At 69.8% G+C, this 16,236-nt stretch carries 13 protein-coding genes; 9 read left to right on the top strand and 4 right to left on the bottom strand.

The annotated features are described in order from the left end of the window. Window positions 1–60: 60 nt before the first annotated feature. The gene (locus K8640_RS36185) at window positions 61–1,521 is read right to left on the bottom strand and encodes a M20 family peptidase (RefSeq protein ID WP_223751261.1); all 1,461 of its coding nucleotides are present in this window, start codon (window positions 1,519–1,521) and stop codon (window positions 61–63) included. A 199-nt stretch (window positions 1,522–1,720) separates the two neighbouring features. On the opposite strand from K8640_RS36185, the gene K8640_RS36180 reads away from it, so the two are divergent. Next, window positions 1,721–3,481, top strand: coding sequence for a glycosyl hydrolase family 18 protein (locus tag K8640_RS36180; protein WP_223751260.1), 1,761 nt, complete (start codon window positions 1,721–1,723; stop codon window positions 3,479–3,481). Window positions 3,482–3,534: 53 nt separating this feature from the next. Here the strand turns inward: K8640_RS36180 and K8640_RS36175 are convergent, their stop codons facing one another. Then, window positions 3,535–5,751: a M3 family metallopeptidase gene (locus tag K8640_RS36175; RefSeq protein WP_223751259.1), complete on the bottom strand. Its 2,217-nt coding sequence runs from the start codon at window positions 5,749–5,751 to the stop codon at window positions 3,535–3,537. A gap of 201 nt (window positions 5,752–5,952) precedes the next feature. Between K8640_RS36175 and K8640_RS36170 the strand changes: the two genes are divergently transcribed. The 5 genes from K8640_RS36170 to K8640_RS36150 all read left to right on the top strand — a co-directional run bounded on the left by K8640_RS36170 (window position 5,953) and on the right by K8640_RS36150 (window position 11,293). Beyond that, a complete protein-coding gene (locus tag K8640_RS36170) occupies window positions 5,953–7,023 on the top strand; it encodes a hypothetical protein (RefSeq protein WP_223751258.1) in 1,071 nt (356 codons plus the stop codon). A gap of 75 nt (window positions 7,024–7,098) precedes the next feature. Beyond that, window positions 7,099–8,628, top strand: a complete 1,530-nt coding sequence (locus K8640_RS36165) for an acetyl-CoA hydrolase/transferase C-terminal domain-containing protein (RefSeq protein ID WP_223751257.1) — start codon at window positions 7,099–7,101, stop codon at window positions 8,626–8,628. A gap of 107 nt (window positions 8,629–8,735) precedes the next feature. Next, window positions 8,736–9,506 (top strand): tetratricopeptide repeat protein, encoded by a 771-nt coding sequence (locus K8640_RS36160; protein WP_223751256.1) that lies wholly within the window; start codon window positions 8,736–8,738, stop codon window positions 9,504–9,506. A gap of 214 nt (window positions 9,507–9,720) precedes the next feature. Continuing rightward, complete coding sequence (locus K8640_RS36155) at window positions 9,721–10,818, top strand: hypothetical protein (RefSeq protein WP_223751255.1); 1,098 nt, start codon at window positions 9,721–9,723, stop codon at window positions 10,816–10,818. An 82-nt stretch (window positions 10,819–10,900) separates the two neighbouring features. Continuing rightward, window positions 10,901–11,293 (top strand): hypothetical protein, encoded by a 393-nt coding sequence (locus K8640_RS36150; protein ID WP_223751254.1) that lies wholly within the window; start codon window positions 10,901–10,903, stop codon window positions 11,291–11,293. Between the two features lie 58 nt (window positions 11,294–11,351). On the opposite strand, the gene K8640_RS36145 is transcribed toward K8640_RS36150, so the two are convergent. Beyond that, complete coding sequence (locus K8640_RS36145; RefSeq protein ID WP_223751253.1) at window positions 11,352–12,938, bottom strand: adenosine deaminase; 1,587 nt, start codon at window positions 12,936–12,938, stop codon at window positions 11,352–11,354. A 252-nt stretch (window positions 12,939–13,190) separates the two neighbouring features. Here K8640_RS36145 and K8640_RS36140 point away from each other — a divergent pair, with 252 nt between their 5' ends. Further along, window positions 13,191–13,589, top strand: a complete 399-nt coding sequence (locus K8640_RS36140) for a GFA family protein (RefSeq protein WP_223751252.1) — start codon at window positions 13,191–13,193, stop codon at window positions 13,587–13,589. 78 nt (window positions 13,590–13,667) lie between these two features. On the opposite strand, the gene K8640_RS36135 is transcribed toward K8640_RS36140, so the two are convergent. Further along, window positions 13,668–14,294 (bottom strand): hypothetical protein, encoded by a 627-nt coding sequence (locus tag K8640_RS36135; protein WP_223751251.1) that lies wholly within the window; start codon window positions 14,292–14,294, stop codon window positions 13,668–13,670. Between the two features lie 422 nt (window positions 14,295–14,716). On the opposite strand from K8640_RS36135, the gene K8640_RS36130 reads away from it, so the two are divergent. Both K8640_RS36130 and K8640_RS36125 read left to right on the top strand, forming a co-directional pair. Then, the gene (locus K8640_RS36130) at window positions 14,717–15,646 is read left to right on the top strand and encodes an arginase family protein (RefSeq protein ID WP_223751250.1); all 930 of its coding nucleotides are present in this window, start codon (window positions 14,717–14,719) and stop codon (window positions 15,644–15,646) included. 9 nt (window positions 15,647–15,655) lie between these two features. Continuing rightward, window positions 15,656–16,210, top strand: coding sequence for a CGNR zinc finger domain-containing protein (locus K8640_RS36125; RefSeq protein ID WP_223751249.1), 555 nt, complete (start codon window positions 15,656–15,658; stop codon window positions 16,208–16,210). Window positions 16,211–16,236: the final 26 nt, after the last annotated feature.

The raw sequence follows: 16,236 nt of genomic DNA, 5'->3' as shown, positions 1-16,236 counted from the left end.
CCGCGTCCATGTCGCGATACAGGCCCCCATCGAGGGGAGGGCCCCTGTCTCAGCCATGTCTCAGCGCGCGGCGTTGCGGAGGTATTGCGCGTAGAAGCGGACGGCCTGGGCATGCGCCGTCACGGCGATGCGCTCGTCCTTGCCATGCACGCGCGCCAGGTCCTCGGCGCGCAGGTGCACGGGGAAGAAGCGGAAGACGTTGTCGCTCAAGCCCACGTAGTGGCGCGAGTCGGTGGCGGCGACGTTGAGGTAGGAGGACACCACCACCTCCGGGAACACCTGCCGCAGCGTGCGCTCCAGGTGGCCGAAGGCCTCCGTGTCCGTGCGCGACACGGGGGACGGCTCGCTCTGGAACGCCAGCGTGCCCAGCTCCACGCGCGAGTCATCCACCACCGAGCGCACGTGCGCGAGCACCCCGTCCACGCTGTCGCCGGGCAGGATGCGGAAGTTCACCACCGCGCGGGCGCTGGCGGGCAGCACGTTGTCGCGCACGCCGCCCTGGAACAGCGTCACCGCGGTGGTGGTGCGCACCGCGGCGTTGGTGGTGGGCTTCTGGGTGAGCTGGCGCACCACGAGCGGCTCGGTGAGCCACAGGTTGGCGAAGAGCAGCCGCATGCCGAAGGGCATCTCCGGGCCCACGCGCAGGAACAGCTCGCGGCTGCCACCCTCGAGCCGGGCGGGCATGGGCGAGTCCTCCACCTTCGCCACCGCGCGGGCCAACACCCCCACGGCGCTGCGCGGCGGCGGCATGGACGAGTGCCCTCCCTCCCCCTTCACCTTCAGCTCCACGCTGGTGAAGCCCTTCTCGGACGTGCCCACCAACGCCACCGGGGCGCTCACCCCAGGCACCGTCCCGGACATGATGACGCCGCCCTCGTCGAGCACGGACTCCAGCCGCACGCCCCGCTCCTTCAAGAGCGCCGCGATGGCCACAGCGCCCTTCAGGCCCCCCACCTCCTCGTCCCCGCCGAACGCGAACATCACCGTGCGCCGGGGCTTCTCCCCCGCGGCGAGCAGCGCCTCCACCGCCTCCAACTGCGCCAGCACGCTGCTCTTGTCATCCAGCGCGCCGCGCCCCCACACGAACCCGTCCGCCACCACGCCGGCGAACGGCGGGTGCGCCCAGGACTCCTCCGTCCCGGGGGCCACCGGCACCACGTCCAGGTGCCCCACGAGCAACAGGGGCGACAGCGACGCGTCCGTCCCCGGCCACGTGTAGAGCAGCGAGTGCGTCCCCACCGGCTCGCGCTTCAGCTCCGCGTGCACGCGCGGGAAGTGCTCGGCCAGGTAGGCATGCAGCCCCGCGAAGGCCGCATCCTCCGCGGGCACGCCCTCCGACGCCGCCACCGTCTTGAGCCGCAGCGCTCCGGCCAGGCGCGCCGCCGCGGCGTCCGCGTCCACCGTCAGGGGTTCCATCGCCGCCGGCGCCACCTGCCGCGAGGTGAAGGACAGCGTCCGCACCACCAGCACCAGGACGAGGACACTGGCCGCGAGGGCCATGGACAGGAGCAGTCGTTTCATGGATGGAAGCGGCCACCGTAGCAAAGGCCGCCTCCAACGACGCGGGAACGGCCCGCACCCTCCCTAGCGTTTTCCCAGAACCCGAGACAGACGCGACCACCTTGTCGCTCGTCGAGCAGATGCAGTATTGCCACACTATTTCAACGCAGGGATGTCGGACTTCCCCGTATTATCTGTGCCAGTTCGAAGAGGTGCGCAGGTGAAGACTCGACTCGTGACGCAGTGGTGGTGCCTGCTGGTGGCGGGGGTGCTGCTCGGGGGATGCGGAAAGGGTGAGGAGGGGCCGGGGCTTCCCGGGGCGCCCTCGGACGTGGAGGCGCAGGCGGCGGACGCCCAGGCGCTGGTGACGTGGACGCCTCCGACGAGCGATGGCGGCCACCCCCTGCTGTACTACGTGGTGCGGTGCGACCCGGCCTGCGGCGGCGCCATCGTCAGCGCGAGCGAGCGCCAGGCCACGGTGCTGGGGCTCAACAACGGCTTCAAGTACCTGTTCAAGGTCTCCGGGGTGAACGCGCGGGGCGAGGGCGACGCTTCCTTGCCGTCGGTGCCGGTGGTGCCCCAGCCGGGCATGTCCATCCCCAACCCCACGACGCCGGGTCAGCCGCGCTCGGTGAGGGCGACGCCGGGCAACGGCGCGGTGTTCGTCAGCTGGCTGGCGCCGGCGAGCTTCGGCGGACGCGCGCTCAAGCACTACCTCGTCACCGCCGAGCCCGGGGGACACTCGGTGACGGTGGACGTCAAGGCCGGGAGCGCGAACGTCCCGGGGCTGCCCAACGGCAAGCCGCACACCGTCACGGTGAGGGCCGTCAACGACGTGGGCGAGGGTCCGGGTGCGCAGGTCGGTCCGGTGACGCCCAAGCCCGGCGGCGCGCCGGCGAGCTGGGTGTCCGGCTACTACGTGGGCTACCAGCACCGCGCCTACCCGCCCGACGCGGTGGACTTCTCGGGGATGACGCACATCATGGTGGGCCGCGTGCGCCCCCGCTTCGACGGGACGCTGTTCACGGACTTCGACGTCTCCGACCTGGAGGGCCCCGCCATCGCCCGGACGCTGTCCGCCCGGGCGAAGGCCGCGGGGAAGATACCGCTGCTCATGATTGGCGGCTTCGGCGAGCACGACGGCTTCGTGCTGGCGTCCACGGGTGAGAGCCGCATCGTCTTCGTGCGCGAGCTGCTCAAGACGATGGATGAGCTGGGCTACATGGGGCTGGACCTGGACTGGGAGCCCATCAACCTGCCGCCCGCGGGCAACGACGGGGAGCTCTTGCTGGCGCTCATCGACGAGCTGCGCGCGGCCCGTCCGGACATCATCCTCACGGTGCCGGTGAACTGGCTCAACTCCAACTTCGGGATGCCGGAGCACGAGGCGAAGTTCATGAAGGAGCTGGGCTCGCGCGTCGACCAGCTCAACATCATGTCCTACAAGATGAGCGGCCACTGGGGCGGCTGGGAGAGCTGGCACTCCAGCCCCCTCTGGGACGAGGCGCAGAACCGCCCCAGCTCCGTCGCCAACTCCGTGGCGGGCTACATCCGGGCGGGCGTGCCGCGCGGACGGCTGGGCGTGGGCATCGGCTTCTTCGGCACGTGCTGGCAGGGCGTGACCCAGCCGCGCATCCCCCTGGACGGCCGGCCCGACGTCAACGAGGGCCAGAGCGACAACGCCATGAGCTACGCCAACATCGTGGACAAGTACCTCCAGGACCCGCTGATGAAGCGGCACTGGGACGAGCGCGCGGCCTCGCCCTACCTGTCCGCCTCCGACGTCACCGGCGCGGGCCACTGCAACTACGTCTCGTACGAGGACGGGCAGTCGGTCGCGGTGAAGGGCCAGTGGGCGCGCGACGAGGGACTGGGCGGCACCATCATCTGGACCATCAACCAGGGCCACCGCCCCCTGCAGCCCGCGGGCAAGAAGGATGAGCTGCTGCTCGAGGTGAAGCGCGCCTTCCTGGACCCGTGAGCCCCCAGGTGCGCGAGGCGTCATCCCCCGCGCACCCGGACGTCACCCGCCGCCTACGGCGTGGACTTGGACTGCTTCGCCTGCGCGGGCACCGGGAAGCCCCGCTTGCGCATCAGCGCGTTGATGCCGGCGTCGCGGCCGCGGAAGGCGCGGTAGCCCTCGGCCGGGTCCACCGTGTTGCCCACCGAGAACACGCTCTTGCGCAGCTTCTCCGCCACGGCCTTGTCGTAGGCGCCCTTGCCCTCGGTGAAGGTCTCGTACGCGTCCGCCGTCAGCGTGTCGGACCACAGGTAGCTGTAGTAGCCCGCCGAGTAGCCGTCGCCCGCGAACACGTGGCCGAACTGCGGCGTGCGGTGACGCATCACGATCTCCTTCGGCATGCCCAGCGCCTTGAGCGTGTCGCGCTCGAAGGCGTCCGGGTCGATGCTCGCGTCGCCGGCCAGGTGCAGCTTCATGTCGATGAGCGCGGAGGACAGGTACTCCACCGTGCCGAAGCCCTGGTTGAAGGTCGCCGCCTTCTCGATGCGCGCCACCAGCGCCGGGGGGATGGGCTTGCCCGTCTGGTAGTGCAGCGCGAAGGTGTTGAGCACCTCGGGCGTGGACAGCCAGTGCTCCAAGAGCTGCGACGGGAACTCCACGTAGTCCCGCGCCACGGCGGTGCCGGACAGCGACGGGTACGTCACCGACGAGCTCAGGCCGTGCAGCGCGTGGCCGAACTCGTGGAACAGCGTGCTCGCGTCCTCCCACGAGATGAGCACCGCCTCTCCGGGCGCCGCCTTCACGAAGTTGGAGTTGTTGGAGACGATGGTCGTCACCTCACCCCGGAAGCGCTCCTGGCCGCGGTACGCGTTCATCCACGCGCCCGAGCGCTTGCCCTTGCGCGCGTACGGGTCGAAGTACCACAGGCCCACGTGCTTGCCGCTCGTCTTGTCCTTCACCTCCCACACCCGCACGTCGGCGTGGAAGACGGGCACGTCCGTCACCTGCTCGAAGCTGAAGCCGAACAGCTCGCCGGCCACCCAGAACATGCCCTCGCGCAGCTTCTCCAACTGGAGGTAGGGCTTCACCTCGTTCTGGTCCAGGTCGTACTTCGCCTTGCGGACCTTCTCCGCGTAGTAGCGGTAGTCCCACGGTTCGATCTTGAGCTTCGCGCGCTCCTTGTCGGCCACCTTCTGCATGTCCGCGACCTCCTCGCGGACGCGGGCCACGGCGGGCTTCCACACCGCCTCCATCAGCTCCATCGCGCGCTCGGGCGTGCGGGCCATGGCGTTCTCCAGCCGCCAGTGCGCGTGCGTGGCGTAGCCGAGGAGCTTCGCGCGCTCGGCGCGCAGCTTGAGCACCTCCGAGATGATGGCGTTGTTGTCGCGCTCGTCGCCGTTGTCGCCGCGGTTGACGTAGTTGCGCCAGACCTTCTCGCGCAAATCCCGGCGGGACGAGTACGTGAGGAACGGCTCCATGGAGGAGCGCGTGTTGGTGATGACCCACTTGCCCTTCTGGCCCCGGGCCTCGGCCGCGGCGGCGGCGCCCGCGCGCACGGAGTCGGGCAGGCCCGCCAGGTCCGCCTCGGACTCCAGGACGACGGTGTAGGCCTCCTCGTCGCCGAGCACGTGCTGGCTGAAGGCCGTGTAGAGCGAGGCCAGGCGCTGGTTGATGGCGCCCAGGCGCTGCTTGGCGGCGCCGTCCAGCTTGGCGCCGGAGCGCACGAAGCGCGTGTGGTGCAGCCACGCGAGCCGCTGCTGCTCGGGCGTCAGCTTCGCCTTGTCGGGCGAGTTGTAGACGGCCTCGATGCGGCGGAAGAGGGCCTCGTTCTGGAAGATCTCATCCTCGAACGCGGCGAACTTCGGCGCGAGCTCGCGCTCCACGGCCTGGTACTCGGGGCTGCTCAAGGACGAGCCCCAGATGCCGTAGAGCGTCTCCACGTTGCTCAAGCCGCGGCCGGCGTCCTCCAGCGCGGCGAGCGTGTTCTCGAAGGTGGGGGCCTCCGGGTTCGACGCGATGGTCGCCAGCTCCTTGCGGAAGGTGTCCATGGCCGCCTCGATGGCGGGCTTGAACAGCTCCACCTTCACCTGGTCGAACGGGGGCACGCCGCCATGGGGGCCGCTCCACTTCGCCAGCAGGGGGTTGGCGGGAGCCACGGGGGCCTCGGGGGCAGGGGCGGCAGGGGCCGCGGTGGAGGTGGCGGCGTCCTCGGGACGGGCGTCCTTGGAGGTCGCGCATCCGGTGGAGGCGAGCGCGGCCACGCCCGCGCTGACGATGAGGAGGTTGCGCATGAAAGTGTAGGTCTCCCGAGGATGGGGTGGGTTGTGCACCAAAGCACGGAATCGCGGCGCCCAACACGTCCACCCGTCCACCTGTTCCCTTCTCGCGACAAACACCTGGCGGGTCGGATGAGGACGGGGCCCCGGGCCGGATAGAGGAGGCGTGCAGGCCTCCGTCCTCGAGGGCCTTCGTCGCCAGGAGACACCCGCCGGATGCGAACCGTCCTCGCCCAGCCCAGGGGCCGTGCCTCGCGGGGCCTCGCGCTGGCGCTCCTCTTCGCGGCGGGCGGGGCCCGGGCGGACTGGAAGGTGGAGTACAACACCCCCGCCCCGCTCTTCCTGGACCGCAGCTACATCTTCGGCTCGCCCAACCGCATCCGCCGGCAGGGAGATCCCGACTCCCCGGCGCCGCTCCTGTTCGAGGCGCAGCTTGCCCCGAACCTCTTCCTGCCCCAGCTGCACACGGGCCGATTCCGGAGCGAGCACGGCGAGTGGTTCCTCACCGCGGTGCTCACGCCGTACATCCGGCTGCGGATGCTGAACACGGACAGCAGCCCCGTCATCCCGCCGTCGTACGTCCCGAAAATCACGCTCCAGGTGGCGCACCTGCGCGTGCTGCCGGGCTCGCTGGCGGAGGACCGTCCGATGCGGGGGCTCGCGCTCGCGGCGAACCTCACGGTGGGCCACTACTCCAATGGCCAGGACGGCTGCTTCTTCGCGAACCAGGAGGGCACGGACCCCGACTGCGCGCCGGCCCAGGGGGAGCTGCCGCTCAACGAGCTGACCGGCAGCTTCTCCACCAACTTCGTGCGCGGGGAGCTGCACGCGCGCGTGGCGTTCGGCGTGGACCCGGACCTGGACAGCGCGTGGCTGGTGGGCGGCGGCTCGTTCCTGGAGCTGAACACGGCCATCGGCTCGGGCGGCATCACCGAGGACCAGAGGCGCGTCTACGGCAAGGGAAACTGGGGCGTGAGCGCGCTGGGCGAGCGCATCTGGCACCAGCACCGCTTCCGGCTCGAGGGGACGGTGTCCGCGCCCTTCGGCGAGACGCCCCACCGGCGCGCGACGGTGAGCGGCGCGCTCGCCGCGCTGCCCTACTGGGGCGCGGGCTTCGGCGTCTTCACCCGCTACGTGTACGGCCAGGACTCGTACAACATCCTCTTCCTGGAGCGGCTGAGCCAGTGGCAGTTCGGGCTCGTCTTCGAGCTCTCACCCGGCGCCAGGCTCAAGGCCGAGGAGGCGCCCGGGGACGCCGGGACGCGGCGTCCGCCGGGCTTCCGCTAGGGATGGCAGGACGTCCCGGGTGTGACATCTTCGACCGCGGACCCGCCGCCTTCCGCGGGGGTTCCCGACTTGAACATGACCGCTCCGAGCACGCTGAAGGACCGCATCCAGAACGCCGACCTCCTGGCCCGGGTCGTCCCCGTCGAGGAGGCCGTGAAGCACGTCACCGACGGGAACACGGTGGCCATCAGCGGCTTCACCAAGTCGGGCGAGCCCAAGACGTTCTTCCCCGCGCTGGCCTTCCACCTGTCGCGCACCGCGCCCCAGACGCGGCTCACGCTGTTGTCCGGGGCGTCGCTGTCCGAGGACGTGGAGGGCCCCATGGCGCCCTTCATCCGCAAGCGCGGGCCGTACATGTCCTCGTCCGCGTCGCGTCGGCGCATCCACGCCGGGGAGATGGACTTCACGGACGTGCACCTGTCCGCCTTCGCGCGCAACCTGATGTACGGGTTCTACGGCGACATCGACGTGGCGGTGGTGGAGGTGTCGCGCATCCGCCCCAACGGCAGCGTCATCCTGACGTCCTCGGTGGGCATCAGCGCGGAGGCGCTGGCGAAGGCGAAGAAAGTCATCCTCGAGGTGAACACGTCCGCGCCGGACTACACGGGCTTCCACGACATCGTCGTGCCCACGGTGCATCCGCACGTGGGCTGGCCGCTGCCGCTGTTGAACGTGAGAGACCGCATCGGCACGCCGTACGTGGAGTTCGACCTGGGCAAGGTGGTGGCGGTGGTGGAGTCGAGGACGCCGGACCATCCGGTGCCCTTCAAGGCGGCGGACGACACGGACAAGCGCATCGCGCGCAACGTGGTGGACTTCCTGTTGAGCTGCCGCGAGGAGTTCGGGTGGGGCAAGCGGCTGCCGCCCATCCAGTCCGGCGTGGGCAACGTGGCCAACGCCATCATCGGGGAGCTGTACGAGTCACCGTTCCAGAAGATCCGCTTCTGGACCGAGGTGTTCCAGGACGGGATGCTGCGCTACGTGGAGGACGACGCGAAGTTCGAGTACGCGTCCGCCACGGCGGTGTCCTTCTCCGCCGAGGGGCGCCAGCGGTTCCAGCAGCTGTTCGAGCGGTGCAAGGAGCGGCTGGTGCTGCGGCCGATGTGGCTGTCGAACAGCCCTGAAATCATCTCGCGGCTGTTCGTCATCGCGATGAACACGCCCATCGAGGTGGACATCTACGGGCACGTGAACTCGACGCACATCGACGGCTCGCGCATCGTCAACGGGCTGGGCGGCTCCGGGGACTTCTTCCGCAACGCGTACCTGAGCATCGTGCACACGCCGTCGGTGCGGAAGCTCAAGGACGGGCGGACGGTGAGCTGCGTGATGCCGTACGTGCGGCACATCGACCACACGGAGCACGACATCAAGTGCGTCGTCACCGAGCACGGCTACGCGCGCAACATGGACATCCGCTCGCCCCGGCGCCGGGCCACGGACATCATCGACCACTGCGCCCACCCCTACTTCCGGCCGCTGTTGCACGCGTACCTGGACATGGCGGGCCCGGGGGACGAGCCGCGCGCCACGGACATGAAGGTGCTCGAGGCCTGGTGGCGCGACTACGACGCCGCCTGCCGCGCCTTCCCCCAGGGAGGCTGAGCACCGGCATGGCGGGGCGGGACGACAGAGACGACGCGCCAAGGGGAACGCCCGGGCCAGGGAGCCCCGCGACGACGCCCCCCCCCTCCGAGGGGCGCGCCTCCCGCATGCCTGCGGAGGCCTCCACGGCCGTCGACGCGGCGAGAACCGGAGGCACCGCGAGGAACGGGCGGGAGCCCTGCCCTCCCGAGGTGGCGGAGCAGCTCCGACAGGTCGACCGGCTGCGACGCACGGGCCGGTACACCTCCGCGCTCGCGCAGGTGCGCGCGCTCGCCGAAGCGCACCCGAGGCTGGGCATCGTCCTGATGGAGCTGGCGATGACGCTCGGCATCTGGGGCGGCGCTCCGGCCGAGGCGCTCCCCTGGTTCGAGCGCGTCCTGGAGCTGGCCCCCGGACACCGGACGACCCGGCTGCACCGCGCGCTGTGCCTCGCCCGGCTGGGTCGCCATGCGGAGGCCGTGGCGGACTTCGACGCGCTGGTGGATGGCGGCTATCGCAAGGCGCTGGTGCTGCACATGAAGCGCGCCGAGTCCCTGGAGGCGCTCGGACAGGACACCCGCGCGGAGCAGGACTGGACGCTCGCGCTGGCCGAGGACCAGGACAACCCCTGGCTGCTCCAGCAACGTGCCGCCGTGCGCGCGCGCCTGGGAATGCACACGGAGGCGCTGGAGGACCTGTCCGCCGCGCTCGCCCTGCAACAGGGCGCTGACGTGGACCCGGAGCTGCTCCACGAGCGCGGCCTGCTCCGCGTGCGGCTCGGCGACGTCGGCGGCGCGCGCGCGGACTTCCAGGCCGGGCTCGCAGCCTTGCGCCGGGGAGACCCGGACTGGCTGCCGGACGCGCTGCGCTCGGCAGTCCAGGCACTCGACGTGCCCTGAAACACGCTCCCGCCGCGGCCTTTCGCCTCGGGCCCGCAGTCGAGCCCGCAGGACGAAGGGCCCCCCTGCACTCCTGCATCCGAGGGCGATGTCACTGATGCGGACTGAACATGCCCACGCGGCCAATCACAACCCAAGGGCCCCGCGGCTGCCGCCCGCCGCGACCGCATTAGCTTGAACATCCACACCCGACACCCGGACGTGGGGGCCGCACATGCTCGAGCTCGAACTCAATCCCAGACTGGAACAGATCAGACACCAGGGCTTTCGCGAAGAGGCGGAGAACGTCCTCCGCTCGGGGGAGCTGCGCAAGCTGATACGCCTCATCGGCCCCGTCCCGGGGGATTCCCGCGAGAGGAACATCCCCGTCTTCGAGCCCGCGGTCGACCTGGCGGAGGTCGAGCGGGAGACCCGCTTCATCCGACAGGAAGCCTTGGCCCGTGGCCTGGACATGGATGAGGAGTTCATCCAGACCATGACATACATGCGCCACATCACGATTCCCATCCAGGACCCCAGGCTGAGGCGGGCCATCAGTCGCGTCTGGAGCCTGGTGCTGTGGTTCGACCCCGACAAGGAATACAACCCGGAGAAGCACTTCCTGTCCCTCAAGCATGCGAGCGCGGTGGCCCACCCGCCCTCCGCGCTCATGGACTACGTCGACTTCTCCTTCGAGGAGCTGGGTCACTCTTGCGACTCGGACTTCCTGGGTCTCTACAAGAACCTGTTCTTCCAATACCACCTTGGAACCCTGCTCGAGGTGCTGGTGGCCCGGCACGGCGCCCAGCGCACCACGCACAGCGTCCGGTACATCCGCGACCACAACGGCTCCTCGGAGTTCTGGTACCTGTCCCTCCAGTTCATCGACGCGCGGCTGAGCTTCGCGCGCGACCCGCTGTTCTGGGTGGACACCCTGGAGGCGGCGCGGGACTTCATCGCATTCACCAACGACGTCTTCTCCTTCTACAAGGAGGCGAAGTCCCAGCTCGACTTCGAGAACTGCTACCTGTTCAAGCAATCCCAGACGCAAAAGCGCCCTTACCTGGAGGTGTACCGGGAGACGCTCGCCACGACGGTGAGGAATTATCACGCCATCCTGGAGTCCGCGTCCTCACGCGCCCCGGAGCTGCGAGCGCACGTGGAGCACTACCTGAAGAGCTTCATCTACTGGCACTTCCGCAGCCGGCGCTATCTGTTGCAGGAGGTCTACCCCGAGCTGCGCTACTGGGAGGACCGGCTCTCGCCCCCCCTCACCCGGGCGGGTGGGCTGACCCAACCTCCGCCACATTTAATCGCGCTTAATCCCGGTTAATCAGGGAGGAACGTAGGGTGGCCTCCACTCGCCGACGGGGAGGTCCCGGCCACGGCGGGCTGACAATCCACGAGGTCAATCCATGTTGAAGCAAGTCATGCGGCCGTTGTTCCTGGGAGCGCTGTGCATGGGCATTATCGCCTGTGGTGGCACGCCGATGGACGAGGTGGCTCCGGAGACGGAGGACCTGGGCCAGGTGGAGCAGAACGCGTGCAGCGTCGGGACGTACCAGGGCGCGTGTCGCGACTACGGCAGCGGCGGATGGGTGGATGGGAGCTGTCCGGCCGCGACGCCGTACAAGTGGAGCTTCTGGAACTGCTCCCAGTACATGGCGGGCTCCGGTCCGACGGCCCAGTACTACCGCCAGTACTGTTATGACCTGCAGCTCTACACCTGCCACAGCAGCATCAGCACGCCGCCCGCCGGCAGCCCGCCGCCCGTCGGCCCGCCGCCGCCCTGCAAGCAGAACTGCTGAGCCCCTCCTGCGATGAGCCGTGGTCGCGCCAGGGACTCGCGCGACCACGGCCCTGGCATCAGTTCGCGAAGCGCGCCTCGAAGTTCGTGAACTGCGCCTCCAGGCGCCACTGCAGCGCCGCGCGCTTGTTGGCCCCCAGGAAGGTCTGACACGACGCGGACGGGCCCGCCTCGCCCGCGTCGTCCTGGGCGCAGGCCGCCACCCGGGCCGTGAAGACATCCCGCTGGGCCCACAGGCTGTCCCCCTCCACGAAGGCGTGCTCCAGGCTGGCGCGCGCCAGCTGCTTGAGCGTCTTGTAGTCGAGCCCCTGGACGGTGGCCGCCGCGACGTACTCCTGGGTGATGTCCCCCCGGAGGATGCCGGAGTCATCCGTCGCCAGCGTCACCGGCACCTTCTCCACCAGGTACGCGGAGAGCGGATGGTCCGTGCCCTTGACGCCCAGCAGGACGTTGTTCGAGGACAGGCAGATCTCCACCAGCACGCCTGCCTCGCGCATGTCGCGCAGGAGCGCGTCGACGCCCTCCCCGTCCGTCTCGCCCAACACGTCCACCCCGTGGCCGATGCGCTCCGCGTGCGCCAGCTTCACGGCGTTGCGGATGTGGAAGCGCAGGTGCCCCTGGTCCTCGGGCTTGAGCACCTCGGGAATCAGCTCGCCCGCGTGCAGGGAGACGTGCACCGTCTTGCGGCCGGGCGTGGTGTCATTGTGGTCATCCAGCGTGCCCAGCGCGAACATCTCGTCGTTGTAGTACGCGAGCGAGTTCGGGTGCTCCTCGGGTGACACCAGGTTGACGCCGACAATCTGGGGCACGCGCTGGGCCAGCTCGAAGGCATACACCCACTGGCCGAAGACGTTGGCCCGCTCCGCCGTGCGGTTGGCCGACACCAGCAGCCGCACCTCCACGTCGCAGCCCGGGTCCGCCTGGGGCGTGCCACAGGCCATCACCTGCCGGCTCCCCACCAGGAAGCTGGCAATGCTCTCCGCCTGACGGGTCAGCGCCGTCTGGAAGTCCGGCAGGGCGATGAGCTGCTCGCGCTTGGCCAACAGCGTCGGCGCGTCCCAGGGGTCCGTGGGCGAGAACAGCGGCGCGGCGAGCCGTCCCCCCGTGCTCGCGCCGAAGCCCTGCATCAGCTCCACGTAGACCTGGTTGTGCTGGCCCGCGCGGGAGAGGATGTCCGCGTAGATGTCGTCCCCCCGGGCCTCCGTCTGCACCGCGCCGTACTTGGCGAAGGCATCGAAGAAGTGCTGGTGCGCCTCCAGCAGCGGACCGGTGAAGCCCTCCATCGACCAGGCGCCCATCACCGCGTCATAGAGGGCCCGGTCCGACGCCGTGTTGGACAGGGGCGTCGCGCCCTGCTCACAGGGGTTGCTCGCCACGTAGGTGGTGGGGTTGACGCAGGCGCCGTCCTCGGAGCCCCATTGGATGAGCTTCTCCATGGTGATGGCGCCGGAGGTGTGGCTGTGGAGGTCGCCGCCCTTGGGCATGTCGCGCAGGAAGGCGGAGAGCGCGATGGGGTTGGAGCGCAGGGTCTCCATGTGCTCCTGCGTCAGGTCCTCGGGGGGACGCGGAGTGGGAGGCTCCGGATCCTCCCTGCAGGCACTCAGGCCCAGCGTCATCGTGACGACGACCAGCGAAAGCTTGCTCATGTGGGGACCTCACGGCGGGGGTGTCCGAGGAGCGTCTTGTCCGCGGGGCGGCGAACACCAGTCGGCGCGGGCGCCATGCGTTCCCTGCCGCGCATCGGGCTGCGCCAAGAGGGACTTTTCAACCATGACCCACGCCCTCGCGCCGCCCCTCGATGGTCTTGACGTGCTGGCGCGCCGTCCGGAAGGTTGCACTTGTCTGTCCGCGGCTGAAGCCGCAGGCTCCCCGCCCCCACCCTTCGGACGAGGTCATCCATGCATCGGGGTTCCTGCTTGTGCGGCGCGGTCCGCTTCACCGTGGAGGGCGAGCTGCCCGCCCCCGACGCCTGTCATTGCACGAAGTGCCGCAAGCACTCGGGGCACTACTTCGTGTCGACGGACGTGCCCCGCTCGGCCGTCACCCTCGAGGGACAGGACCAGGTCCGCTGGTTCCAGTCCTCGGAGAAGGCGCGGCGCGGGTTCTGCTCGGTCTGCGGCGCGTCGCTGTTCTGGGACCCGCTCCAGCGCGACTGGATTGGAATCGCCATGGGCGCGTTCGACACGCCCACGCGGACGCGCGTCGCGCTCCACGTCCACCTGGCCAACAAGGGCGACTACTACGAACTGGAGGAAGGGACGCCCCGGTTCGACACCATTCCGCCCAGGCCCCACTGAGGACGGGAACAACGGCCCAAGCACCCAGTTCGGGTGCCCGGGCGGGACCGACTCACGCCGCCGTGAGCCGGCCTGAGGTCACTCCTCGATTAGCTCGGTGAGCGCCGGGCAGTAGGTGGCGTACCCATGGCCGGTGAATGCGCCGTCCTCCATGACGGCATCCACGTCGAACGCCACGAAGTGTGACGCGGGGAACTCGCCGGTCTTGGCGCAGGTGGCGCAGAGGGAAGCCGCCACGGGCGTGAAGGTGAAGCTCGAGCTGTGGTCGAACCAGTTGAGGCTGAGCGAGCCATCGAAGTCGACCAGCGTCGCTCGCGGCTCCCCCTCCGTGGTCGTACCGCTCTGCGGCGTCGCGTCCACGGGCACCTTCACGTCGTAGACGTTGACGAGCTGAGCCGGCACCGACGAATCCGGCGAGGGGCACTCGCCCGGGGTCCCGTTGTTCAGCTCGATCCACAGGGTCCACGACCCGTCCGGGCTCTCCGGCTCGGTGTAGCCGAAGTACGCGTTGGTCAGGACGCGCGAGTTGTCGCCCATGCGGATGGTGGCCGAGGTCTCACGGCAGGCCCCCTCGCAGGTGGTGAACGGGTCAGGCGTCACGCCCGCATCGGGCTCCGTGCCAGCGTCGGGCTCCGTGCCGGCATCGGGCTCCGTGCCGGCGTCGGGCTCGAGGCCCGCGTCGGGTTCCGAGCCCGAATCGGGCACGGTGCCGGCATCCGGCGGGGTCCCCGCGTCGTCGCCCACTTCGGGCGCCGACGGCTTGTCATCAGAATCACAAGCAGAGAGTGCGGCAACAGCAACGAGGGAGACAAACATCCAGGAGAGAATCGAGCGTTGCAGGGTCATGTATCAGGATTGTTACGGTCCTCTCCGAGAGAAGCGAGCAAACTCAACGCCCCGCGTCACAATGTTTCAGTCTCACTCCCGAGCGCCCCCGTCGAGCGTCTCGATTCCACCGAGGCTGGACGATCTTTGCGCAGAAGCCGACGAATTCGGGGAATAAACATGCATCCGAGCTGAAACCCCCTATCGCAATTTGGCGGTTGCAACTGCGCCACCTCCGCCCTAGCTTCACTGAAACCATTAAAATCCATTTGATGGTTTCCGGCCATCAACAGGGTGCGCCCATGTCATCGCCCATCGCCCTCGTCGCCGTGCCCTCCGGTCTGGGTCTGAGCCGTCCGGACGGGCGGATTCCCCGTGTGGACCTGCTTCCCGAGGCCCTGATGGAGGCGGGCCTGGGACTCAAGCTCCAGGCGAAGGTGGAGCACACCGTGACGCCCCGGCCCTATGTGGAGCAGCGCGACGCCCGGACGCACATCCTCAACCCCCATGGCATCGCCGAGCTGAGCCTCCAACTCGCGGACGCCGTCGAGGCCATCGTGCGCGCCGGGCGCTTCCCGCTCGTCCTGGGCGGAGACTGCAGCATCCTGCTCGGGTGCCTGCTGGGACTGAAGCGCACCGGCGCGCACTCGGGGCTCGCCTTCATGGATGGACACACCGACTTCTGGCCGCCGGAGGCCTCCGAGCTCGGCGGCGCCGCGGGCATGGACCTCTGGCTCTCCACCGGCCGGGGCCCCGCCCTGCTGTCGAACCTGGAGGGCCGAGGTCCCCTCGTCCTCGACGAGGACGTGGCCGTGCTCGGCGTCAGGGACCCGGAGCGCCAGGGTGAGAAGGTCGGCGCGGAGGACGCGCGCGACACGGGCATGGCCTGGCTGGACCTGGACGTCCTGCGCGCGCAGGGAATCGCCGCCGGAGCGAAGCGCGCCCTCACCCGCTTCAAGGAGCGCGGCGTGCGCGGCTTCTGGATGCACCTGGACGCCGACGTCATGGACGACGCGGTGATGCCCGCCGTCGACTCGCGCCAGCCCGACGGCCTGCGCGTGGCCGAGCTCGGGGAACTGGTCGCCCGGCTCGTCGACTCGGGACTGGCCGTGGGGCTGGACGTCACCATCTACGACCCGAGCCTGGACCCCCGGCGCGACGCGGCCCGGGCCCTCGTCGAGGCGCTCACCCGCGGCCTGGGGGCCCTGGTGCCCACGCCCAGGACACGATAGGCCCACCGCATGGCCGATGCGCGCAGCCCCGGACTTCCCACGGACGTCGTCCTGCTCCTCGAGTTCGTCAACACGCTCGACGTGGAGAAGCTCGTCGACGCCGTGCCCACCCCGGCCGCGCTCGACGCCTGGTGCCGCGCACGGGGCCTGGTGGCGGCCTCGGACACCTTCTCCCCGGACGCCTTCCGCGCCGCCATCGACGCCCGCGAGGCCCTGCGCGCAGTGCTCCTCTCCCACACCGGCGAGCCCCTGGCCGCCTCGGATTTGAAGACGCTGGAGCGCGTCGCCGCCTCCAGCCCCCTCACCGTGGGCTTCGGCCAGGACGGCGTGTCGCTGCGCCCCGCGGCCACCGGCGGCTGGAAGGCCCTGGGCGCCCTGTTCGCCGCCATCGTCTCCACCCAGCGCGACGGCCACTGGCCCCGGATGAAGGTGTGCGCCGCGGGCGCGTGCCAGGAGGCCTTCTACGACACCTCCAAGAACCGCTCCGGCCGGTGGTGCTCCATGGCCGTGTGCGGCAACCGCACCAAGCTCCAGCGCTTCCGCGCCAGCCCGCCCCGGCGCTGAAGCACCTCCACATCCGCACGGGATGA

The organism is Myxococcus sp. XM-1-1-1 (assembly GCF_020037095.1).
Lineage (GTDB): Bacteria > Myxococcota > Myxococcia > Myxococcales > Myxococcaceae > Myxococcus > Myxococcus fulvus.
The sequence above is the reverse complement of the archived record's forward strand: the minus strand, read 5'-3'. Positions and strand labels throughout refer to the sequence as shown.